Source organism: Streptococcus sp. 27098_8_75 (genome assembly GCF_041432475.1).
GTDB lineage: Bacteria > Bacillota > Bacilli > Lactobacillales > Streptococcaceae > Streptococcus > Streptococcus gordonii.
The window spans coordinates 381,337-405,470 of the sequence record NZ_JAPVZR010000002.1; the positions used below are offsets into that span (position 1 = coordinate 381,337).

Genomic DNA, 24,134 nt, shown 5'->3' on the forward strand with positions numbered 1-24,134 from the left:
TAGTTTTCTTAGAAAGAAATGAAAGTTGCCTAATCTGATATCTAGCTAAAAAAAATGGATTTTAAACTCAAGTCTTCGCATTTAAAAGCCCCTCTCCATCGAAAGGAGAGGGGAATGACAATTCTTCTGAACTTAAATAATTCTGTCTTTAGTCTTGGTACAATTCATTAACAGCTTGGATATCTATGGGCTGGATACTATAGAAAGATCCTGCAGACTGCATGACGGATGCTGACTCATTGTGATCCAATCCAATGGCATGGCCCAACTCATGAGCTGCTGTGTTCACAATCCTATCATGAGAATATCCGTAGTAGCTGTTCAAAAGATAATAGGCATTCAAACGAACAGTTACTTTAGTAAAACGCTTGGTCAAGACATTTGTCTGAGACTCAGCTTCTCCAGCTGCCGTAATAGTACTATCATTCATTTCAGTAGCGATGATATTAGCTTGGCTTTTATCCTCTACAAGTTGAAAAGTAAAGGCTCCTGTTGCATTCCAAGACTTCATCGCCCCCTGATAAGCTGCTCGAAAAGTAGGATTTTCCGTCTCAATATAAACTGTCGCTCTAGCAGTTTCCCAACGTGCTCCATCCGAACTCGCTACATGTTCATCAGTTAAATGCTCTCCTAGATTCTGAACATTTTGACCAAGTCCAGTGTGAATACCTTGTTGATCTAAAAAAGTATCTAACTGATTAACCGCTGTCTGTACAGCCTGTCTTATAGCCGGTAGTCCAGTTTGACTAGGATTCGTTAAATAGAGAACGCTCACTAAGATAATAAAGGCTACGATTCCTGCCCATACAAGGCGCCAGAACATTCGCCATATAAAACGAAAAAGGTTTAAAAGGAATCTCATTCTCGCCTCCTCTCTCTCCTAGATAAAAACAGATTATAAAAGACCTTGCTTAAAGTTTTCTAAAGATACAAATAGAAGAAAGTGGATTTCACTAGATAAATCAACGACTTCTACCCACTTTCTACTAGTCTCTAATTTTATGACAAACGCTCTTCTGACTTATAGTCTATCGGCAACCACTCTAAGAGATATTCCAGCTGTTTTTCCCAATAATACCACTCATGCTTACCAGGACTATGTTTGTAATCCAGTTTTAAGCCAAGTTTCTTCAACTCTTTTACAGCTACTTGGTTGGCCTTGTAGAGAAAATCTTGCTCTCCACACCAAGCATAAAACTTAGTTTTCTTGTCTGACTCTGCTACCATACTTGTTAAAAAGTGTTGCTTCATATCAGGAGAATCCAAGTCCCCAAAGACCCCTTCCCAGTAGGCACGATTGTCACCAGGAAGATCATCAAGACTAGTCCCATCAATTCCTAAACCAAGAGCACCAGAAAAGGAAGCTGCATAAGAAAAGCGATTGGTTTTCAAAGCAATTTTATAGGCTCCATATCCTCCCATCGAAAGACCAGCAATAAAAGTTTTCTCCCGCTTACGGCTCATATTTGGAAAGAAACGCTGTAAGACCTCTGGTAGCTCTTTAACTATGGCGTCATAATAACGGTGCCCGTAGTTTGTATTTGTATACCAGGCCAAGTCAGTTGAGGGCATCACAACAATCAGGTTCGTGTGCCTCAATAAACGTTCAATATTGGTTCTCTTACGCCAGGAATTTTCATTTCCCCCCATCCCATGCAGAAGATATAAAACTGGAATATCTTTATCTTCTACTAGAGCTGGATCAATCTCACTGGCATCTGGATAGATAACATTGACATGTCTTTCCATTTCTAAAACTTTGGAATTATATTCAATTTCAAGAAAAGCCATCTTAGTCTCCTATTCTTTGATTTAAAAACAGCCTAAAGGCTGTTTTTCATTTATTTTACTTCCATTACTACTGGTAAAATAGCTGGGCGACGTTTGGTCTGTTCGAAGAGATATTTTGAAAGTACATCGCGAACGTTTCCTTTTAGTTCACTCCAATCAAATTCATCTTTTGCTAGATAGTCCTCAACTGTTTTATTAATTAATTCGGCACTTTCTATCAAAATATCACGGCTCTTTTTGATATAGATAAAGCCACGAGTATGAACTTTAGCCTTGGAAATAATTTTTTTCTCCCGACGATTCACACTGATTGCAACGATAAAGATCCCGTCTTCTGATAAGACCTTGCGGTCTCTGAGGACAATGTTACCAACATCGCCAATAGCATTTCCATCAATAAGGACATCTCCTGCTGACACTGACCCTGCAGGGACAAAATCTCCACGGTCATATTCCATAATGGTTCCGCGTTTTGGAATGAAAATCCGCTCAGGTAAAATGCCAATTTCCATAGCCGCCCTAGCATGGGCGTCCAGTTCTCGGTATTCCCCTTGAATTGGGAAGAGGAATTGAGGCTTCAAGAGATTGAGCAACAATTGCAAATCTCGAGCATTTCCATGTCCAGATACACGTAAATGCTGGGTAATCAATTTCACGATTCCACCTGCTTGGTAGATCATATTTTCTACTCGGGCAACAACTGCTTCTTTAGCAATAGACGGTGTCGTTACGATATAAACCAGGTCTCCCTCTTTGATTTCCACATAGCGGTGACGACCAATTGACATTTTGCGTAAGCCATTGATAGGTTCACCCATCCGACCTGTCTCTAAGATAATTAGCTCGTGGTCTTCAAACTTAGACATTTCTTTTGGCTTGATTAAGAGACGTTCATCTGCCAAAGAAAGCTTCTTCAAACGAATGGCTGTGCGGACAATGTTTTCAACATCAAAACCTGTCAAGACAACACGGCGTCCAGTATCCGCTGCGGCATCAAAAACTTGTTGGATCCGAGAAAGGTTGCTGGCTACTGCAGCCACAATTACACGGCCATCCCAGTCGCCAATAGTGTGCATAATTTCATCGCCCACTTCACTTTCGCTTGCTACTTGAACATTACTGTCTGCATTAGCAGAATCACTAAGGAGAGCTAATACACCTTCCCGTCCAATCTCAGCCAAGCGGCCAAAATCAGTCGCATAAGACTGGCTAGCTGATTGGTCGAACTTGAAATCGCCTGTGTAAACAATATTTCCTTCATCAGTCTTTATCACAATACCCAAGCTCTCTGGTATCGAGTGAGTTGTTCTAAAGAAGGAAACAACCACATTTCCAAACTCAATTTCAGTATTTTCATCAATCACATGGAAGTCATTAAACTTCTTGACAACATCATTATTTTTAACAAAAAGTTTAGCCAGCTCAATAGTCAGTTCTGAACCGAATACAGGCACCTTGGTTTCCGCCAAAAGATAAGGCAAAGCTCCAATAGCATCCGCGTGACCATGGGTCAGGAAGACACCCGCAATTCTGTCGCTGTTCTCAAAAAGGTAATCCATGTTAGGAATCACCACGTCGACACCTAACTGCTCATTTTCAGGATATTTTAGACCTGCGTCCAAAACAAAAATTGATTCATCTACCTCGGCGATATAGAGATTTTTACCATTCTCTCTGACACCACCTAAAGTGATGATTTTCACTTTACTCATTAATTTTGTATCCTTCCATACATTTATATTTTATTACTAACGGTCCTTGGAATCCAAGTCGAATTACAGTCTTGCAACTTTCGCTGCATATCCCCTATATTATACAACTTTTTCACTATTTTTTCAAAAATGAGGTTAGGCTACTACAAACAAAAAAGATAGAATCTCTATCTTTCTTGCTTTAGTAATCGTAGTTTTCCTTTACAGCGACCACAACGGTATTTCTTAATATCAATCCGTCTTTGTCGATAAAAATCTGCATGACATCGCTGACATTGGTAATGTAACTTGCCTTCTGGACTAGAAATACTGGGTGTATAGCGCAAGCCTCCTACCTGCTTAAGCAATTCTTTAAAATCTCTATCTTTATGACGATACCCCTTACCCTGATAATAGAGATGATAGTGAGCCAGCTCATGGCGGACAATTTTTCGGAAGGTCTCCAGCCCAAAAGCTTCATAAATTTTAAGATTGAAATCCAGATGACCGTCTTTGGGAAAGAAGCGCCCACCAGTCGTCCGAAGACGCTTATTCCAAAAGGCTTGATGGCGGAATTCCCAGCCGAAATCTTCAAGCGAAACCTGCTTGACATACTCATTTAGATTCATTTGGCGCTATCAAAGAGAGGTTAACCTTCTCCCGCTCCACATCAAGCTTATCCACCCAGACAGTAACCAAATCACCAACAGACAGGACTTGACTTGGATGCTTAACAAAGTTTTTACTGATCTTAGAAATATGGATTAGACCGTCTTCGTGGATACCAATATCCACAAAGGCTCCGAAATCGACGACATTGCGGACGACGCCTTCCAGCTTTTGGCCAATGCGTAAGTCCTTAATATCCAAGACATCCTGTCGCAGAACTGGCGCATCAAAGGAATCACGCAAATCCCGGCCAGGCTTGAGCAGGTCAGCAATAATATCTTTGAGGGTTTCTTCTCCCAAGCCTAGCTCTGCAGCCAAACTAGCAGTCTGAACAGCTTTTAACTTAGCTTGGGCAGCTTCATCCAAACTGCTGATTTCCAGACGCTTAAAGAGCTCCTCCACTGCCTTATAAGACTCTGGGTGAACGCCTGTATTGTCTAGCAGGTTATCACTTTCAGGAATACGCAGGAAGCCGGCTGCCTGTTCAAAAGTCTTTGAGCCTAGACGCGGCACTTTCTTGATGGCTTCGCGAGACCGAATCAAGCCTTCCGTTTCCCTGTACTTAACAATATTTTCTGAGATAGTTTTATTAAGACCAGCTACATGGGCCAGCAGGGCAGGACTAGCAGTGTTGATGTTGACTCCGACCTGGTTAACCACTGTATCCACGACAAAGTCCAGACTTTCAGACAGTTTTTTCTGGCTGACATCATGCTGGTACTGACCAACCCCGATAGACTTAGGATCAATCTTAACCAACTCTGCTAAAGGATCCTGCAGACGGCGGGCAATGGAAATAGCTGAGCGCTTTTCAACAGTCAAATCTGGAAACTCATGACGAGCCAGTTCACTAGCAGAGTAGACAGACGCCCCGCTCTCATTAACGATGACATAACTGACAGTTGGATGGGATTTCAAAACTTCTGCTACAAAGGCTTCGCTTTCTCGGCTGGCCGTTCCGTTTCCGATGGCAATGATTTCAACACCAAACTGCTCAATCAGCCCCGACAACTCTTTCTTAGAAGCTTCAATCTGAGCTGGCTTTGCTGGCGCTACTGGATAAATAACATGAGTCGTCAGCATCTTACCTGTCGCATCAACAACAGCCAGCTTGGCTCCTGTCCGAAAGGCTGGGTCAAAGCCCAGTACTACGCGACCTTTGAGAGGAGCAATTAGGAGAAGATGACGGAGATTATCTGAGAAGAGCTGAATCGCTCCATCCTCAGCGGCCTCAGTCAGCTCGGTCCGAATACGGCGCTCCATGGCTGGAATGATTTTCTTTTTGACTGCTTGCTGAACTGCTTCAATAATATAGGTATTTTTCACCTTGAAACGTACTTCAAAGAAGCGCAGGATTTTCTCAAGATTGTGCTCAAAACCAACCTTGAGAATACCTAGCTTCTCGCCACGGTTAAGAGCCAGGGTCCGGTAGCCTTGCATGGTCGCTACTTTTTCGGAAAAATCATAATAAATCTGGAAGACCTGCTTTTCATCCAAATCACTGTCTTTGAGACTGGATACGATAGAAGAATTGGTCTGCATCTCGTGGTAGGTCCAAGCCCTCAGCTTGGTATCTTCGGAAATCGCCTCAGTTAGAATATCCACCGCTCCAGCTAGAGCATCCTCTGCTGTCGGAAAGGCTTCACTAGTAAGTTTCTCTGCTTCTTCCTTCAGATTAGCCGCATCTTGTAGGATGAAGCGGGCCAAAGGAAAGAGACCTGCTTCACGCGCAATAGTAGCCTTGGTACGGCGCTTCTCCTTGTAGGGCAGATAAAGTTCTTCCACATCAGCCAGCTTTTCAGCAGCCTCAATCTCAGAGCGAAGAGCATCCGTTAGTTTGCCCTGCTCCTCAATCTTAGCCAAGACCGTTGCTTTACGCTCTGCCAAGGCAGTCATACTCTTATCTAAGTCAATGATTGCCTTAATCTCGACCTCATCTAGATTTCCCGTCATTTCCTTACGGTAACGAGCAATAAAAGGAATCGTATTCCCTTCAGCGGTCAAATCTAGGACCTGTGATACTTGGCTTTCTTTAAGGCCCAATTTCTGAGAAATTTTTTCAATATTTATATTTTCCATAACGTTTCTATTATACCACAAGATTGATCTTAAAAATTCAGAAAGCCAAACTTCTATTATTCTTTTATAGCTCCAAGTTCTCATTAGAGACTAAGTCCTATGTCTCAAAATATCATTTTTTTCTTTTTGGTAGTATAATAGAATTATTATTTTAGAAATGAGGTGGCCCTATGGCTGTAAAATATAATAGAACAGATGATTTAGATAAGATGTTCGAGGAATTTGCAACCCTTCCTAAGTTAGAAAAAGTAGAATTTCCTGATGATAAAAAGAAAAAAGAAGCGGAAGAAAAGGCTAAAAAATCATGAGTCTCTTTTCAAATCTGCCTGCTAGCGTTTTACAGGCTGGTGCTATCTTTCTCTCTATCATCATTGAAGCCCTACCTTTTGTTTTGATTGGAAGTATTATTTCTGGCTTTATTGAAGTTTACGTCACTCCAGAAAAAGTCTATCACTTCTTACCCAAAAATAAATGGGCTCGGATTTTCTTTGGAAGCTTGATCGGTATTGTCTTTCCCTCCTGTGAGTGCGGAATTGTTCCCATTATTAACCGCTTCTTAGAAAAAAAAGTCCCCAGTTACACTGCTGTGCCTTTTCTAGTGACAGCACCCGTTATCAATCCTATCGTGCTTTTTGCGACCTACTCAGCCTTTGGTAATTCCTTCCGAATGGCTCTGCTTCGTGCCTTAGGTTCTATGGTAGTGGCTATCGTTTTAGGGATCTTTTTAGGTTTCTTTGCAGACAGCAATATTCAAAAAGAAAACCGCAAGGCTGTTCATGAGCATGACTTTTCACATCTCAGCAAAGGACAAAAGTTTTTTCAGGTCTTTGTGCAAGCCATTGACGAATTTTTCGATACCGGTCGCTATTTAGTCTTTGGCTGTCTCTTTGCTAGCCTAGTCCAAGTTTATGTGCCAACCAGAATCCTGACCTCAATTAGCTCGACACCAGCTGTTGCTATTCTTCTGCTCATGCTGCTGTCCTTCTTGCTCTCACTTTGTAGCGAAGCTGATGCTTTCATAGGGAGCTCCTTAATTTCGAGCTTCGGCTTATCGCCAGTCCTAGCTTTCTTGGTCATTGGGCCTATGCTAGATGTCAAGAATCTACTGATGATGAAAAACTACTTTAAGACACGCTTTATCTGGCAATTTATCAGTCTAGTTACCGTCGTCGTCTTTCTTTACTCTTGGCTTGTGGGGGTGATCCTATGATTCGGTTTTTAATCCTAGTTGGTTACTTTGAGATTACCATGTATCTGCAACTGACAGGTAAGCTCAACCAATACATCAATCTCCACTATTCCTATCTGGCATATTTGTCTATGATTCTGTCCTTTATCCTAGCAGTTGTGCAGCTTATTATCTGGATGAAGAAGATGGAGGTCCACAGTCATTTGAGCACTCTCTGGGCCAAACTAGGTAGCGTGCTGCTCCTTATCATCCCACTATTTGTAGGAATTTTCTTTCCAACTGTTACCTTGGATTCGACAACAGTTTCTGCTAAAGGTTTTCATTTCCCGCTGGCTGAGGGAACTTCAACTGCTATTCAGCAGGACGAAGGAACAACCAGCCAATACCTGAAACCGGACACCAGTACCTACTTTACCAAAGGGGCTTATGAAAAAGAAATGCGGGCAGCCGCCAAGAAATATGTCAAGCAAGATACCATTCAGGTCACCACTGAAAATTACATGGAAGTTATGGAAGTTATCTATGATTATCCAGATGAATTTGTTGGTAAAACGCTTGAATTTACCGGTTTTGTCTACAATGACCCGAGCGATCAGAAAAGTCAGTTTCTCTTTCGCTTCGGCATCATCCACTGTATTGCTGACTCGGGTGTCTATGGCCTCTTAACAACTGGAAATACCCAGCATTTTGAAGACAATACTTGGATCCATGCCAAAGGAAATATTGCTGTACAATACCATAAGAATTTAGGACAGAGTCTGCCTATCTTAAAGGTCTCCAATTTTGAAAAGGTAGAAAAGCCAGCCAATCCTTATGTTTATCGTGTATTTTAGAAGAGTTAGACGAGTAATCTAACTCTTTTCTTAACCTCAGACAAAATATATTCTATTCGTAGCGTCATTTACCATTTTTTAGGCATTTGTGATAAAATAGATACATCATTTTAGAAAAAAGGATATTAGGATGTCATCTAAAGTTATTGTTACAATTTTTGGAGCTAGTGGAGATTTGGCTAAACGTAAGCTCTATCCCTCACTTTTTAGATTATATAAGTCTGGCAACCTTTCTAAGCATTTTGCGGTTATCGGAACAGCTCGCAGGCCATGGAGCAAGGAGTACTTTGAATCTGTTGTCGTTGAGTCTATCGCTGATTTAGCTGATAGTCCTGAGCAAGCACAGGAATTTGCCAGCCACTTCTACTATCAAAGTCATGATGTGCAGGATACCGAGCACTACATTGAGCTACGCAAGCTTCAAAATCGACTCAATGAAGAATATCAAGCAGAACACAATAAACTCTTCTTCCTATCCATGGCTCCGCAGTTTTTCGGAACTATCGCTAAACATCTCAAATCTGAAAACATTGTCGATGGCAAAGGCTTTGAGCGTTTGATCGTCGAAAAACCTTTTGGAACAGACTTGGAATCAGCTAGCCAACTTAATGATGACTTGTTGGCAACTTTTGATGAAGAGCAAATCTTCCGGATCGACCATTACCTAGGCAAGGAGATGATTCAAAGCATCTTTGCTATTCGTTTTGCCAACTCACTTTTTGAGAATATTTGGAACCGCGACCACATTGACAATGTCCAAATCACCTTTGCCGAAAAACTGGGTGTAGAAGAACGAGGCGGATATTACGATGAATCCGGTGCCCTAAGAGATATGGTCCAAAACCATACCTTGCAATTGCTGTCTCTTCTTGCCATGGATAAGCCCAACAGCTTTACAAAAGAGGAGATCCGTGCAGAGAAAATCAAGGTTTTTGAACGTTTGACTCAACCGAGCCAAGAAGATTTGAAAAAATATTTCATTCGTGGCCAATACAAGTCTGGAAAAGTCAATGGTAAGAAATATATTGCTTATAGAAGTGAACCCAATGTCAATCCAGAATCTATGACTGAAACTTTTGTTTCAGGTGCCTTCTTTGTTGACAGTGATCGCTTTCGTGATGTTCCCTTCTTCTTCCGTACAGGTAAACGTCTAACAGAAAAAGGGACCCATGTTAACATCGTCTTCAAACAAATGGATTCCATTTTTGGTGAAAAACTAGCACCGAATGTTCTGACCATTTTTATCCAACCAACAGAAGGTTTCTCCCTCAGTGTTAATGGTAAAGAAGTCGGTGAACTCTTCAGTTTATCCCCTATTTCTTTAGATTATCGTACAGATGCGACTGCTTCTGGAGCTTCTCCTGAACCTTACGAAAAATTAATTTTTGATGTACTTAACAATGACTCAACTAACTTTAGTCACTGGGAAGAAGTAAAGGCCAGCTGGAAATTAATTGATCAAATTGAAGAGCTATGGAGAAACAATCAAGTGCCACTTCATGAATATGCAGTTGGAACAATGGGACCAGCTGCTTCAGCAGAGTTATTGGCTCAGTTTGGAGCTGAATGGCAATGGAACCCTCAAAATTAAAGATAGAAAAAGAAATCCAAGGAATATGGATTTCTTTTTTTTGTATTTAAAGCAGTCCTTCTAAAAGGCCACGCATAAAGTTCTCTGAATTGAATTCACCAATATCATCAATCTTCTCACCAAATCCAATCAATTTAACTGGGATATCCAATTCCTGGCGAATAGCGAGAACAACTCCTCCACGCGCTGTTCCATCAATTTTAGTCAGAACAATTCCTGTAACTGGAGTAATCTTTGAAAATTCCTTGGCTTGAACGAGGGCATTTTGTCCTGTTGAAGCATCTAAAGCCAGGAAAGTCTCGTGAGGAGCATCTGGATTGACTCGCTTAATAATCCGACCAATCTTTTCCAATTCAGCCATAAGATTATCTTTATTTTGCAAGCGACCAGCAGTATCGATCATCAGAATATCGACATTTTCAGCTTGAGCACGCTCCATACCGTCAAAAACAACACTGGCTGGATCACACTTTTCAGGACCAGTCACAACAGGTACATCAACACGTTTTCCCCACTCAGCTAACTGGGCTACTGCTCCAGCCCGGAAGGTGTCTGCTGCTACCAACATAACCTTCTTGCCTTCTTGTTTATATTTGTAGGCTAATTTACCAATTGATGTAGTTTTCCCAACACCATTGACACCGACAAAAAGCATGACTGTCAAACCATCTTGGAAATTAATTTTCTCATTGTAACGACCATCTTTTTCGTAGATATCAACTAGCTTTTCTATGATAACCTTTCGTAAAGCATCAGGTTTCTTAGCATTTTCTAATCTAGCCTCATAGCGTAGCTCTTCTGCCAAATTAGAGGCCACCTGTACACCAACGTCACTGGTGATCAATAGTTCTTCCAAATCTTCAAAGAAGTCTTCGTCGACAGTCCGGAAATTAGCAAAGAAAGCATTGAGCTTAGCTCCAAATCCTGTCCGAGTTTTTTTCAAACTGCGGTCATACTTTTCCTGGACAGTCTCAGTATGAACTTCTTCCTGGTCTGACTTTGTAACTTCAGCCTCTTCACTTGTATCTAGACCTTGCTCCGCTTCATCTGGTAAATCTTGCTTCTCTTCCTCAACAGCTTCTGCTTGATTTGAGTCTTTCGCATCTTCATCAGCCTGACCTGGTTCATCGACGGTTAGAGGTCCTTGGTCTTCTAACTTGATATCTTCAAGTGCTGGTGTTTCTGAGTCAAGTTCTGATTGTTTTTCTTCAGACCCCTCTTGGACTGGGACTGATTCTTCAGCAAGCTCTTCTTCACTTGAATTGTCTATTTGAGCTTCTTCAGACTTTTCAGCAATGCTTACACTCTCTTCAGTCTCTTCTTGCTGGAGTTCATCCGCTTCTTGCTCCACGAATCTATTCTGAGTCTTGTCTTCTATAACCTCATTTAAGACCTGATCTTCAGATAAGCGTTCTTCTAACTCTTCGTAAAATTCTTGCTTGTCCTCTTCTTCAAAAGGTATGATTTCCTCTTGTGAACTTTCTTCGGGAGCATTTTCTACTTGAGATTGATTTTCATTTTCCAGTTCTTCTATTGCATCCTCTGTTTCAGAGGCTTCCGTCTGGACAAGCTCCTCTTCTCGGATGTCTTCTTTTTTTTCTTTTTTTCTGCCAAAAAGGCGGTCAAATAAGCCCATGGTCTGTCCTCCTTTTCTCTATAAAATATAGTTTTCAATCGCCCAAGCGACTGCGTCTTCATCATTGGTCAGCGGAGCAATTACCTTGGCAACTGCTTTGATTTCTTCCGTAGCATTCCCCATGGCCACACCAAGTCCTGCCCACTCAATCATGGAACGGTCATTTGCTTCATCTCCACAAGCCATGATCTGACTGGAATCTAAACCAAGATGCTGGCTTAATTTTGCTAAACCAGTTGCTTTATGAACATTTTTCGGAGACCACTCTAACAGCATATCCCGAGATTTAAAAATTTCATATCTCTCAAATAGATCAGGTGAAATCTGAGGTAGAGCCTTATCAATGCTGGATGGATCAAATGCTGAGACACATTTGTTATAGGTCACATCGTCAGATAGATCGTTCAGCGATACGTGTTCAAACTGGAGATAAGGATTGGCTTGGGCATAGAGGGATTTCTGTTCTGACTGAAGCTGGTACACAACTCCCTCACTAATAGCATCTAGTGGCAAAGAAAGCTTCTGCGTTTCTTCAAAAATGCGAAGCACATCCGCATGGGAAAAGACTGTTTTATCTATAATTTCACCAGTATTTCGCTGAACCAAGCCACCGTTAAATGTAATGGTATATTCATCCTCTAAACCTGCTGTTCCCAACTCATTTAGTAAAAATTCCATAGCCTTGAGTGGCCGACCTGTCGTCAATACAACTTTTACTCCCTTTGCCCTGGCAGCCGCTAGAGCCTTTATATTCCTCTGAGAAATCTTCTTGTCAGAAGTCAACAGGGTTCCATCTAAATCAAGCGCAATCAGTTTAATAGCTGTCATACTAGTTTCTCCATATAGGCAATTACAGACTGATCTTTGTGAGAGCCAATCACCTCAGTTGCTAATTCCAAAATCTCTGGGCGGGCATTCTCTGGTGCAATCGGATGGCCAACAACCTGCATCATATGGAGGTCATTAAGATTGTCTCCAAAAGCCATGACTTGGTTCATATCTAAACCAAGTTTCTTGGCTAATTCAACAATCGCAACACCCTTATCCACGTAATCAAGAACAATATCAATGGATTCATAACCCGTTGTCATCGCTTTGACTCCAGGAACATTTTCATTGACCCAAGCTTCTCCTTCAGCTATAGTTTCAGGTGTGAAATTAGTCGTGAATTTGAAAATTTCATCATCAATATCAGCTAAACTAGCCACCTTTACAATATTTTCATTATAGTGAGCTGAAAAATGTAGATAGGTCGGATCTACACTGTCTAAAACATAGCAAGCTTTTTTACCAGTCAGCAAGAGCTTACCAGTATTTACATATGGAGACTCCTTTAACTTTTCAAAAGTATCTAAGTAAAAATCTCGGCTCATCGTAGCCTCATATAAATCCTGTCCATGAAATTCAACCAGACTGCCATTTTCGGCGATGAAAATAATCTCATTACGAACTTCGGCAAACAGCTTCTCCAGAGACAGAATCCCTCGGCCACTAGCTACCGCAAAATAGAGACCTTTCTCTTTGAATTTGACTAAAAGACTTTTCAGACGCTCCATGTCAAATTGCCCTTGACCATCTAAAAAGGTACCATCCATATCGGTTGCGACTAGTTTAATATCCATTTTACATACCTTCTAAATCTTTCAATTTCACCGAAACAATCTTCGACACACCGGACTCCTGCATGGTCACTCCATAAATAGAGTCAGCTGCTGACATAGTTCCTTTTCGGTGGGTAACTACGATAAACTGACTCTCCTTGTCAAAGCGGTTGAGATAATCCCCAAAGCGTTTAACATTGGCTTCATCCAAGGCTGCTTCAACTTCGTCCAAAATAACAAAAGGAATGGTCTTCACTCGAATAATGGAGAAGAGCAAAGCGAGAGCTGACAAGGCCTTTTCCCCACCACTCATGAGATTGAGGGACTGGATCTTCTTGCCAGGTGGCTGCACCGAAATTTCAACTCCAGCTGTCAAAAGATCGCCTTCTGTTAAAATTAAGTCTGCAGATCCTCCACCAAACATTTGTTTGAAGGTCATTTTAAAGCTTTCACGAATGGCCTCAAAAGTTGATTTGAAACGCTCTTTGACTTCATCGTTCATTTCTTCAATGGTTGTCAAGAGCAGATTCTTAGCAGATAAGACATCATCTCGTTGCGTATTGAGGAAGTCCAAACGATTTTTCACTTCATCAAATTGTTCAACAGCATCCAGGTTTACTGGACCGAGCGCACGTATAGATCGTTCCAAGTCTTTGACTTGCCCTTCAGATACTGCTAAGTTATCGAGAGGACGAGCCTTCTGATTGGCTTCGTCAAAGCTCATTTGATATTCTTCCGTCAGACTGGTTAAGAGACGACGCAAAACATCAGTAATCTTTTCTTTTTCAGCCTCAGCCTTGGCCTGATTACGTATCAATTCTTCATTTTGCTTACGTGCCTGATCCAAATGACTGAGGATGTCTTCAGACTGACCTTCCAAGTCTTCCAATTCAAATTTCAGACGAATCAATCCTTGGTTTAATTCTGTCTTTTCCTGATTAGCAGTCTTCAACTGATCTTCTAGAACTGTAATATCCACCTTTTGGAGACTGGATTCTTTTTGTTCCATTAAGAGTTCCAGTGTTGACTGTTCTTTGATGAGAGTAGCTTTCTCGTCTTCCAGACGCTCCAAATCATTTTTCTCAAAACGTTGGAGAGAGGTCAGCTCAGTCCGAGATAGTTTCAAGTCTGACAATTTATTGGAAAGTTTATCAAAGCGTTCTTGAACAGCATCTTTATTCGATTTAACCTGCTCAATTTCCTGTGTCACATCCAATTTCGCCTGCTCAATTTCAGCTAAACGAGCCTGCAATTTTGCTTGTTCGCCAGAAATATCAAATCCAGACAACCTTGCCAATTCTTGCTCTTGCATATCTTTCAGATTCGTCAGCTCTTCCACTCGCTTTGCAATTTGCTCATAAGCTAAGCTAGCTTTTTGTTCTGCCAAGCGGGCGCTTTCGCCATCTTCCTTGATTTGATCTAAGACGTGCTTAGCTTGACTCAACTGATTATGTAGGACTTGGACAGTCTCTTCTTTTTCCTTCAATTGGAGATCTTTTTCCTTTATATCAGACAAAAGAGCGTCCAATTCCGGTTTGATAAAGATCGTATTGTTGTTTTTATTTGCTCCACCAGCGTAGGAACCACCTGTTCGCAGTTCTGTCCCGTCTAGAGTGACTATTCTGACTTGGTAACGAATCTGACGGGCCGCTGCACGAGCATTGTCTACCGTATCAAAAATGGCTGTTGTTCCCAGCAGGTTTTGAAAAATGGTATCTAAGCTGGCCTCATAAGTGACCAGTGAAGAAGCAAGACCAAGGAAACCTCTACTAGACTCAATGCTTGTCCGATGATGATCAGCCAGCTGACGGGGTTTAATCGTTGTCAGTGGCAAGAAAGTTGCCCGACCAGCTCGATTCTTCTTCAAGAAATCAATTGCTCTTGTAGCAGCTGCTTCATCTTCGACAATGATATTTTGACTGCTAGCTCCTAAAGCAATCTCAAGAGCTGTCTGATAATGCGGATCAAAACTTAATTTTTCACTAACAGCACCAACAATCCCACCTAAGCGTTCAGACTCCTGCAGTACACTTTTTACACCTGCATAAAAGTTACTATGATTTTTAAGAATAGCTTCCAAACTCGCAGAACGAGCCTTCTTATTTTTCAAATCATCCAACAAATCAAACATGGCTTTTTGTTGATTTTGGTAACTTGTCTGCAGTTCTTGTACTTTTTCCACCTGCGCCAGGTAAGTATTCAATAAGTCTTTTAGATTCTTCCGAGCTGTTTCTAACTCTTCTATATGGGCTGTTTCAGCCTTTTGGCTTTCTAACAAGTCTGTTTTAATTTTTTCAAAATCAGCCTGTTTACTCTCATTTAGTTTCAACTCATTAGCCTGACGGCTTTCCAGAGCAGTCAAATCATTGGATAAATCGGCCTCTTCTTTCATGAGTTTGACATATTGATCTCGTAAATGCTCAATCAATTGATCAGGATCCTCAGAAAAATCGGCAATCTCTTTTTCTAGCTCAGCCATTTCCTGCTGATTCTTGTCCAATTTTTCTGCAATAAGAGCCAGATTTTCAGTCTTAGCCTGACAATCTTGCTCTGTTTGCTCCAACTTCTCTACCAATGTAGCCAAACGAGCCTCATTCTCTTTACGGCTACTTGCTGCCTGACTCGACTCTAACTTAGAGAGATCAATTTGTCGCTCCAAATCACTAATCAGACGAGTTAATTCCAGTAGCTTAGCTTGGTCAGCCGCCAAGGTCTGGTTAAGCTCATGACGCTTGGATTTGAGAGCTTGGTTCTCCAGTTCCAATTCATTGCGTTTGCTATAATAGGCTGACAGCTCTTCCTGAATCTTGGCCAAATTCTCCTCTGCCTGGTTCAACTTTTCCTTATTAGCTGTCATTTGAGCAACCAAGACATCTAGGTAAAGTTCTCGCCTTTCCTGATCTAACTCCAAAAAGCGTTTAGCAGTTTGTGCTTGTTTCTCTAAAGGTTTGATTTGCCCATCCAATTCGTAAATAATATCTTCCAAGCGGTCCAAATTGTCTTGGGTTTGAGCCAATTTACTCTCGGTTTCCTTACGACGCGTCTTATATTTCAGTACTCCTGCAGCCTCTTCAAAAATAGCACGCCGCTCCTCTGGCTTACTGTTAAAGATCTCTTCTACCTTACCTTGGGAAATAATAGAGAAAGAATCCCGTCCAAGCCCAGTGTCCATAAAGAGATCATGAACATCACGCAAACGAACCTTTTTACCATCTATCTTGTACTCACTATCACCACTGCGATAAATATGACGCTCTACTCTAATCTCCTTAGCTGCATTCTTGATAAATTGGTCGCTATTATCAAGAACCACTACTACAGACGCATAATTAAGGGGCTTGCGTGTTTCTGTCCCGGCAAAAATAACATCAGGCATCTTACCGCCACGCAAACTCTTAACACTGGATTCTCCCAAAGCCCAGCGCAGACTTTCTGTAATATTTGACTTACCTGAACCGTTGGGGCCGACAACCGCTGTTACCCCTTGGTCAAAAACTACCTTAGTTTTATCCGCAAAAGATTTAAAACCCTGGATTTCAATTTCTTTTAAATACATGAATGATTTTCCTTTTCAAAGGCATTCTTAGCAGCCTCTTGTTCTGCCAGCTTTTTAGAACGCCCTTGGCCTTTTCCTACTAAACGACCATCAACTGAAACGCTAACCTCAAAATTTTTGGCATGAGCTGGCCCTGATTCAGACACGACTTGATAAAGAATCTCTACATCTCCATTAGACTGAAGCAACTCTTGCAATTTTGTCTTATAGTCTGTCACCTGCTCAAAATCTCCTGCCTCCACCTTAGGAATCATGACTTGATAAATAAAGTTCTTCACAACTTCCAAGCCTTTATCAAGTAACAAAGCTCCTAAGAAAGCTTCAAACAAGTCACCTAAAATCGTTTCGCGCTCACGGCCTCCAGATTTTTCTTCTCCCTTACCCAGCTTGATGAAACGATCAAACTGACAATCACGACTAAAACCCGCCAAACTTTCCTCACGAACAATCGTTGAACGAAGCTTAGTCAAATCTCCTTCAGGTCTCTTGGGGTATTTTTCAAATAAATACTCAGAGATAATTAATTGCAGAACAGCGTCTCCTAAAAATTCCAGGCGTTCATTGTGTGAAATTTTTAAGAGGCGGTGTTCGTTGGCATAGCTTGTATGAGTAAAAGCTGTTTCTAGCAATGAAACATCCTTAAAAACCAAGCCAAATCTATCAAACAAAAGGTTTTCTAATTTTTTCATAAACCTCTACCTGTGTTCAAACTGATAAACACAAGTCCAATCCTTTCTATCTTTATAGCACAGTAGAGTAGAAAGACACTCTTAACAAATGGTAAAAGTAAGTTCTACTGCTGTTTATATCTTCTATTAGAAAGAAGACTGCACAGCTACTATTATACCAAAAATTAAATTTTCCTGCCCTCTTTTTCTTGCTTTATACAAAGGAAAAAAGACAATTATGATAATTGTCTTTCCAATTGTTCTTACTTATCCGGAATGACCTTAAATAAGTAGTAGGTGATAAAAATTGTCAGAGCAAATAGACCGATCTTTACAAGTACAAGAGGAGCAAAAAAGATAGAAATGCCCATCAAAATGTAGATGGATACGATAATCTTTTTCTTACGCTCCTTAGCTATTGAACCTGTCTCCCGAAAATCCGCCACATAGATCTGGTACATTTTGGTATGATAGAGCCAATTTTCAAAACGTTTGGAACTCCGAGAGAAGCAAGCTATGGACAAGAGCAAAAAAGGCGTTGTGGGCAAGATTGGAAGAAGAATTCCAACAACACCTAGCCCCAAGGACACTAGCCCAACAAGAAAATAAATGGGACGCATAATTTCTCCTAGTAATTTTTCATTTTCAACATGATTAAATTGATGTCAGAGGCGTAGCCGTATCCGGCGAAGTATCTAAAACCTGAAAATCATGATTGACTGCCAAGTCAGCTTGAGCTAGCTGATTAACCATAGTCATATGAGCCAGCTCCTTGATATTATTTTCCTTACTCAAGTGCCCCAAATAAATCTTTTTTGTACGATTTCCCAAGGTTCGAATCATCGTATCAGCACCATCTTCATTAGATAAATGCCCTTTATCGGATAAAATACGTTGCTTAAGACTCCAAGGGTAAGCTCCACTACGCAAAATTTCTACATCATGATTACTCTCAATCAAGTAACCATCAGCATTTTCAACTACTCCAGCCATACGATCACTCACATAGCCCGTATCCGTCAGCATAACAAAACTTTTATCGTCTTTCATAAACCGATAAAATTGTGGTGCCGCCGCATCATGGCTAACACCAAAACTTTCAATATCTATATCACCAAAAGTCATAACCTTACCCATTTCAAAAATATGCTTTTGACTGATATCAATTTTTCCCAAAGCACTATCCATGGCTTCCCAAGTATCTTCATTAGCATAGATATCTAAGTTATACTTGCGGGCTAAGACCCCAACACCATGAATGTGATCCTTATGTTCATGAGTTACTAAAATAGCATCTAAATCTTCTGGTTTACGATTAATTTCACTTAGAAGACTAGTGATTTTTTTACCAGATAGTCCTGCATCCACTAAAATCTTCTTTTTGGCTGTTTCTAAATAAAAACAATTACCACTGGATCCAGATGCTAAAATGCTATACTTAAAACCTTCCTTAGTCATCTTTACTTTCTACTTCTTCATTTTCCCAGTCATCATCCAAAACAGCATCCTTATCATACGGTAGGACAATTGTAAAAGTCGATCCGACTTCATACTCACTCTTAGCCCAGATAAAACCATGGTGCTGCTTGATGATTTCTTTTGCAATCGCAAGTCCTAAGCCTGTTCCACCTTGCGCACGGCTTCGAGCCTTATCCACTCGATAAAAACGGTCAAAGATCTTAGGCAGGTCTTTTTTGGGAATTCCCAATCCCTCATCAGAAATAGAAATAATCAACTGATCTTCCGTCGTTTTCATTCCTACAGTAATCTTACCACCATCTGGAGAATACTTGATAGCATTATTCATGATATTATCAATGACCTGCGTCATTTTATCAGTATCAATTTCAACCCAAACAGGTGTGATTGGATAATCTCGTACAATCTCATATTTTTTGGTTTCATCCTGACTTTTAATCTTATCAAAGCGATTCAAAATAAAAGTGATAAAGGCTGTAAAATTAGTTAATTCTACATCCAAATGACTACTATCATTATCAATCCTTGACAAGCTAAGCAAATCAGAAACCATCCGCATCATTCGGTTCGTTTCAGTAAGAGAAACCTTAACAAATTCAGGAGCAACTGGTTCAGAAAGAGCTCCTTCATCCAAAGCTTCTAAGTAAGACTTAACACTTGTTAAAGGGGTACGGAGCTCATGACTTACGTTTGATACAAAAAGCCTACGCTCCCGTTCCTCTTTTTCCTGTTCTGTCGTATCATGCAGAACAGCTACCAAACCAGAGATAAAACCAGATTCTCTACGAACCAAGGCAAAACGAACACGCAGACTTAAAAATTCTCCATTTTCATCTTGAGAATCAATCGTCAACTCTGGCATCTTGGTAATTAAATCCCGCAGATCATATTCATCCGCAATATCTAACAAATCTAAAATACTTGTATTTTGGACTTCCTCTGGATCAACACCTAGTTGCTTAGAAGCCATATCATTAATCATGATAATCTGACCCCTACGATTGGTTGCCAAAACCCCATCCGTCATGTAGGACAGGATACTAGTCAAACGTTTGGTTTCTTGCTCCAGATTTTCTTGTGTTAATCTAGTTACTTCAGACAAATCATTTATACTATTGGTCATATCCGTAATTTCTGGACTGCCCTGCATATCCAGAACCTCGGAATAGTCTCCTGCGATTAAATCTTTGATCTTTTGATTGAGCAGACGAAGTTGGCGATTATCCCTTCTATTCTCTAAAAAGAGAAGGGCAACAACCAAAATAAAACCTAAAACAATTAAAACAAAAACAAAATCTACAGAAAACACAAATTGTCTAATATTTTCAATCATTGTTTCTCATATAGTAGCCAACACCACGACGAGTTAAAATATACTCTGGTCGGCTTGGCGTATCTTCAATCTTTTCACGTAGGCGACGAATCGTCACATCAACAGTGCGTACATCACCAAAATAATCATAACCCCAAACTGTCTCTAGTAGGTGTTCGCGTGTCATTACTTGACCAACATGACTGGCCAAATGGTAGAGTAATTCAAACTCACGATGGGTTAATTCTAGTTCCTCACCATGTTTCTTAGCAACAAAAGCATCTGGTAAAATTTGCAATTCGCCGACTGCCAACTCATTTGAGCCCTTTTCATTTTCTTGGGTATCTACAGCAAATTCTGAACGTCGCAAAATAGCCTTGACACGAGCTTGGAGCTCACGGTTAGAGAAAGGCTTAGTCACATAGTCGTCTGCTCCGATCTCAAGGCCGATAACTTTATCAAACTCACTATCTTTAGCCGATAGGACAATAATTGGAACATTACTGGTCTTCCGAATGGTGCGTGCTACTTCTAGCCCGTCCAATTCTGGCAACATCAAATCCAAAATCAAAATATCAGGATTTTCAGCTTCAAACATCTCAAGAGCTTCACGACCATCAAAAGCCGTAACAACTTCATAGCCCTCTTTTACCATATTAAATTTTATAATATCTGAAATTGGTTTTTCGTCATCTACAACTAATATTTTCTTCATATCTTTCACCTTTTTTTCTGTCTCTTTTATTATAACAAACTTTCTTAAAATAGACTAATTTCCCCAATTAAAAATACTATTCTTTATCTTACAATTTAAAGACATTCGTGACAATGCTGTAAAAAATTAGCTCATAAAAAAATCTAAAAATAAACTGTCAAAAAATGAGATTACAAAAAGAACCCGCAAAGCGAGTTCTTGATAATTATTTTTCAACGCGTGATTTGTTGGCGATATCAGCTAGGATAGCTTCAACAAATTCGTCTACTGCTACCGTATGTGTTTCTTTTTGGCCGTAGCGACGAACATTGACAGTTCCGTCTTCCATTTCCTTGTCCCCAACGATCAATTGGTAAGGGATCTTGCTGGTTTGTGAAGCACGAATCTTGAACTGCATTTTTTCATTACGCTCATCCACATCAGCACGGACACCGCGGTCACGGAGTTTCTTAGCCACTTCCCAAGCGTAGTCCACGTGTTTTTCGTTAGAAACTGGGATGAGGGTCACTTGATGTGGTGCAAGCCATGTTGGGAAGGCACCCTTGTAGTTTTCAATCAAGATAGCTGTGAAGCGTTCCATAGTTGAGATAACCCCACGGTGAATCATAACTGGACGGTGTTCTTCACCATCAGCTCCGATGTATTTGAGGTCGAAACGTTCTGGAAGCAAGAAGTCGAGCTGGATAGTCGAAAGGGTTTCTTCTTTTCCAAGGGCTGTCTTCACTTGGATATCGAGTTTTGGTCCGTAGAAGGCAGCTTCTCCTTCAGCTTCAAAGTAGTCTACGCCCATTTCATCAAGCGCTGCACGAAGCATAGTTTGGGCATTTTCCCACATCTCATCGTTGTCAAAGTACTTGTGAGTGTCTTGAGGGTCACGAAGAGAGAGACGGAAGCGGTACTCAGTCAAGTTGAAGTCTTCGTAAACATCGATAATCAACTGAAGGGCACGTTGGAATTCCTCTTGGATTTGTTCTGGAGTAACAAAGAGGTGACCATCGTTGAGAGACATTTCACGCACACGTTGAAGACCAGTGAGGGCACCAGATTTTTCATAACGGTGCATCATACCGATTTCAGCGATACGGATTGGCAATTCACGGTAAGAATGAACATGGTGTTTGAAGACTTGGATGTGGTGTGGGCAGTTCATTGGACGAAGGACAAACTCTTCACCGTCTCCCATGTCCATAGTTGGGAACATATCTTCACGGTAGTGATCCCAGTGACCAGAAGTTTTATAAAGCTCTACTGATGCAAGTGGTGGAGTGTAAACATGTTGGTAGCCTGCAGCGATTTCCTTGTCGACAATGTAACGTTCCAATTCACGACGGATAGTTGCACCGTTTGGCAACCAGAATGGCAGACCTTGTCCAACCTCTTGTGAAATCATGAAGAGGTCAAGCTCTTTACCAAGTTTACGGTGGTCACGTTCTTTGGCTTCTTCACGCATTTGAAGGTAGTTCTTCAAGTCTTTCTTGTCAAACCAAGCTGTACCATAGATCCGTTGCATCATAGCGTTGTCGCTATTTCCACGCCAGTAAGCACCTGCTACATGGAGAAGGTGGAAGATTTGGATGCGACCAGTTGATGGGACGTGAGGTCCACGGCAGAGGTCCACGTATTCACCCTGACGGTAGATAGTCAAACCACCTTCGTCTTCAGAGTGTTCTTCGATCAATTCCAACTTGTAAGGGTCGTTCTTAAAGATTTCACGTGCCTCGTCTTTGGTAACTTCCTCGCGAATAGATGGGAAGTTTTCCTTGACGATCCTCTTCATTTCTTCTTCGATTCGAGGAAGGTCTTCGTTAGAGATTTGACCAGCTGTGTTGTCCGTATCGTAGTAGAAACCATCTTCGATAGCTGGACCAACTCCCAAGTGAATGTCTGGGAAAAGGCGACGAGCTGCTTGAGCAAACAAGTGAGCAGCTGAATGGCGCAAGATTGGAAGGGCATCTTCGTGATCAGGTGTCACGATTTCGATGGAACCATCTTCGGTGATAGCACGAGTCGTGTCGATGAGTTTGCCGTTGAATTTACCAGCCAAGGCTTTTTTAGCGAGGGAATTGCTGATGCTTTGCGCAATTTCAAAAGTTGTAACGCCAGATTCGAATTCACGAACAGCACCATCTGGGAAAGTAATCTTAATCATGGTTTTCTCCTTTAAAAAATTATCGTATTTTTATAACTGAGGTTTGAAGGAATAGGGAAACTAGTCATTTACAATGAATGATATCAGTTGATTATTTAAATAAATGATAGTTTAACTTTCTCATTCTATAGATAAAGAAAGCTGTAGAAATAAATAGATAGCATACCAAAGAAAGGATTAGAGACAAGTATTGCTCATCAGTCATCTCACCTTCCATGTATATCCTTATCGGATAGCTTTTTATCGCATTGACCAAATAGATAGCAGCTGTCAAACTTGAAAGATATCCCGTTATAATGAGTTTCTTGTTGTTGAAAAACATTAAGATACCAAGAAAGGGGGCAAGGAAGGGCAAGAGAGGAATGAGTAGAAAAAATGAAAAGACGACAATATACTCTAAGCCCCATAGGCTGAGAGTTTTCATTAGCCATACATAGACTATAAGGAAGGTACAAGCCATCATCCAAGATAAATATTGCTTCAAATATATCACCTCATTCAGCTCTTAGCTAAATTTCATTTTAACTTTGTCATAACTATTCTCCATACAAAAAGCGACATCCTCGAAAGGACGTCGCAACGTGGTTCCACCTTCATTTATGTTCCTCAAAAAAGAGGGACACCTCTGATTGGCTCTAACGTAGCCACCGTTTTATGTTTTCATAAAATCCAGTAGAGTAGTCCCAACTGCATCCTCTACGCGATTTCCAGCTCCACGCGCTCTCTAAAAGATTTCCTGCAGGTGATATGTCTCTAGGAAACATTATAGCACGATTGAAAAAATTTGCAAGAACTTTTACATTTTTCTAGCTTCGCTTTTTTTCTTTCTCAAATGATAAAACAAATGGCCTAATCCATTACCAGCCAGTGAAGAAAGAAAATAAACCAAGTGATAGAGAGGAATCCATTCTCCAAAGATAAAAATTGTCAGCAAAAATAGAAGGCCAACTAAGAGTGAAAAACGCAATGCAAATCCATAAAATACTGCATATAGAAAAGACACCAAAAGAGTGACAAGAGGTGAAAAGATAAGAATGTTTCCAACCACAAGGCTTTTACTTACCATTGAATCAAGTGGCAAATATATTAGCAAAATATCAAATATTAAATAGAAAAAAACAAGGGGAAATAAGAAAAGAAATTCATTTTTTCTGTCTCTCATCCCCTCACCTCCT

At 40.8% G+C, this 24,134-nt stretch carries 21 protein-coding genes; 4 read left to right on the forward strand and 17 right to left on the reverse strand.

What is annotated here, in order from left to right; genetic code table 11:
• Window positions 1-148: 148 nt before the first annotated feature.
• The 5 genes from O3640_RS05035 to O3640_RS05055 form a co-directional block, all read right to left on the reverse strand.
• Window positions 149-862, reverse strand: coding sequence for a matrixin family metalloprotease (locus O3640_RS05035; RefSeq protein ID WP_125366967.1), 714 nt, complete (start codon window positions 860-862; stop codon window positions 149-151).
• 137 nt (window positions 863-999) lie between these two features.
• Window positions 1,000-1,791, reverse strand: a complete 792-nt coding sequence (locus O3640_RS05040; RefSeq protein ID WP_125366966.1) for an alpha/beta hydrolase family protein — start codon at window positions 1,789-1,791, stop codon at window positions 1,000-1,002.
• A gap of 50 nt (window positions 1,792-1,841) precedes the next feature.
• Window positions 1,842-3,503, reverse strand: coding sequence for a ribonuclease J (locus tag O3640_RS05045; RefSeq protein WP_111723489.1), 1,662 nt, complete (start codon window positions 3,501-3,503; stop codon window positions 1,842-1,844).
• 167 nt (window positions 3,504-3,670) lie between these two features.
• On the reverse strand, window positions 3,671-4,111 hold the full coding sequence (locus O3640_RS05050; protein ID WP_118105240.1) for a SprT family protein: 441 nt from the start codon (window positions 4,109-4,111) through the stop codon (window positions 3,671-3,673).
• Complete coding sequence (locus O3640_RS05055; RefSeq protein WP_125366965.1) at window positions 4,098-6,230, reverse strand: Tex family protein; 2,133 nt, start codon at window positions 6,228-6,230, stop codon at window positions 4,098-4,100. The genes O3640_RS05050 and O3640_RS05055 overlap by 14 nt, the downstream gene beginning before the upstream one ends.
• Before the next feature lie 170 nt (window positions 6,231-6,400).
• Here O3640_RS05055 and O3640_RS05060 point away from each other — a divergent pair, with 170 nt between their 5' ends.
• The 4 genes from O3640_RS05060 to zwf all read left to right on the forward strand — a co-directional run bounded on the left by O3640_RS05060 (window position 6,401) and on the right by zwf (window position 9,843).
• A complete protein-coding gene (locus O3640_RS05060) occupies window positions 6,401-6,538 on the forward strand; it encodes an SPJ_0845 family protein (protein WP_125366964.1) in 138 nt (45 codons plus the stop codon).
• A complete protein-coding gene (locus O3640_RS05065) occupies window positions 6,535-7,440 on the forward strand; it encodes a permease (protein ID WP_045773776.1) in 906 nt (301 codons plus the stop codon). Before O3640_RS05060 ends, O3640_RS05065 begins: the two co-directional genes overlap by 4 nt.
• Window positions 7,437-8,252 carry a TIGR03943 family protein gene (locus O3640_RS05070; RefSeq protein ID WP_125366963.1) on the forward strand — a complete coding sequence of 272 codons (816 nt, stop codon included), beginning with the start codon at window positions 7,437-7,439 and terminating at the stop codon, window positions 8,250-8,252. Before O3640_RS05065 ends, O3640_RS05070 begins: the two co-directional genes overlap by 4 nt.
• A gap of 130 nt (window positions 8,253-8,382) precedes the next feature.
• Window positions 8,383-9,843 carry a glucose-6-phosphate dehydrogenase gene (gene zwf / locus O3640_RS05075; RefSeq protein WP_061585230.1) on the forward strand — a complete coding sequence of 487 codons (1,461 nt, stop codon included), beginning with the start codon at window positions 8,383-8,385 and terminating at the stop codon, window positions 9,841-9,843.
• Between the two features lie 46 nt (window positions 9,844-9,889).
• Here the strand turns inward: zwf and ftsY are convergent, their stop codons facing one another.
• The 12 genes from ftsY to O3640_RS05135 all read right to left on the reverse strand — a co-directional run bounded on the left by ftsY (window position 9,890) and on the right by O3640_RS05135 (window position 24,121).
• Complete coding sequence (gene ftsY, locus O3640_RS05080; protein WP_061600809.1) at window positions 9,890-11,479, reverse strand: signal recognition particle-docking protein FtsY; 1,590 nt, start codon at window positions 11,477-11,479, stop codon at window positions 9,890-9,892.
• 18 nt (window positions 11,480-11,497) lie between these two features.
• Entirely contained in the window at window positions 11,498-12,307 is an 810-nt protein-coding gene (locus tag O3640_RS05085) for a Cof-type HAD-IIB family hydrolase (protein WP_096755356.1), read from the reverse strand.
• Window positions 12,304-13,101: a Cof-type HAD-IIB family hydrolase gene (locus O3640_RS05090; protein ID WP_048778544.1), complete on the reverse strand. Its 798-nt coding sequence runs from the start codon at window positions 13,099-13,101 to the stop codon at window positions 12,304-12,306. Before O3640_RS05090 ends, O3640_RS05085 begins: the two co-directional genes overlap by 4 nt.
• Before the next feature lies 1 nt (window position 13,102).
• Window positions 13,103-16,636, reverse strand: coding sequence for a chromosome segregation protein SMC (gene smc, locus O3640_RS05095; protein WP_125366962.1), 3,534 nt, complete (start codon window positions 16,634-16,636; stop codon window positions 13,103-13,105).
• On the reverse strand, window positions 16,627-17,325 hold the full coding sequence (gene rnc, locus O3640_RS05100) for a ribonuclease III (protein ID WP_012000242.1): 699 nt from the start codon (window positions 17,323-17,325) through the stop codon (window positions 16,627-16,629). The genes smc and rnc overlap by 10 nt, the downstream gene beginning before the upstream one ends.
• A gap of 242 nt (window positions 17,326-17,567) precedes the next feature.
• Window positions 17,568-17,924, reverse strand: a complete 357-nt coding sequence (locus O3640_RS05105) for a YbaN family protein (RefSeq protein ID WP_045773784.1) — start codon at window positions 17,922-17,924, stop codon at window positions 17,568-17,570.
• A gap of 34 nt (window positions 17,925-17,958) precedes the next feature.
• Window positions 17,959-18,762, reverse strand: a complete 804-nt coding sequence (locus O3640_RS05110; RefSeq protein ID WP_125366961.1) for an MBL fold metallo-hydrolase — start codon at window positions 18,760-18,762, stop codon at window positions 17,959-17,961.
• Window positions 18,755-20,116 carry a cell wall metabolism sensor histidine kinase VicK gene (vicK, locus tag O3640_RS05115; protein WP_045634631.1) on the reverse strand — a complete coding sequence of 454 codons (1,362 nt, stop codon included), beginning with the start codon at window positions 20,114-20,116 and terminating at the stop codon, window positions 18,755-18,757. The genes O3640_RS05110 and vicK overlap by 8 nt, the downstream gene beginning before the upstream one ends.
• Window positions 20,109-20,810, reverse strand: coding sequence for a response regulator YycF (yycF, locus tag O3640_RS05120; protein ID WP_045634632.1), 702 nt, complete (start codon window positions 20,808-20,810; stop codon window positions 20,109-20,111). Before yycF ends, vicK begins: the two co-directional genes overlap by 8 nt.
• A 205-nt stretch (window positions 20,811-21,015) precedes the next feature.
• Window positions 21,016-22,959 carry a threonine--tRNA ligase gene (thrS, locus tag O3640_RS05125; RefSeq protein ID WP_125366960.1) on the reverse strand — a complete coding sequence of 648 codons (1,944 nt, stop codon included), beginning with the start codon at window positions 22,957-22,959 and terminating at the stop codon, window positions 21,016-21,018.
• 91 nt (window positions 22,960-23,050) lie between these two features.
• Window positions 23,051-23,422 (reverse strand): hypothetical protein, encoded by a 372-nt coding sequence (locus O3640_RS05130; RefSeq protein ID WP_125367100.1) that lies wholly within the window; start codon window positions 23,420-23,422, stop codon window positions 23,051-23,053.
• A gap of 333 nt (window positions 23,423-23,755) precedes the next feature.
• Window positions 23,756-24,121 (reverse strand): hypothetical protein, encoded by a 366-nt coding sequence (locus O3640_RS05135; RefSeq protein ID WP_125366959.1) that lies wholly within the window; start codon window positions 24,119-24,121, stop codon window positions 23,756-23,758.
• Window positions 24,122-24,134 lie beyond the last annotated feature (13 nt).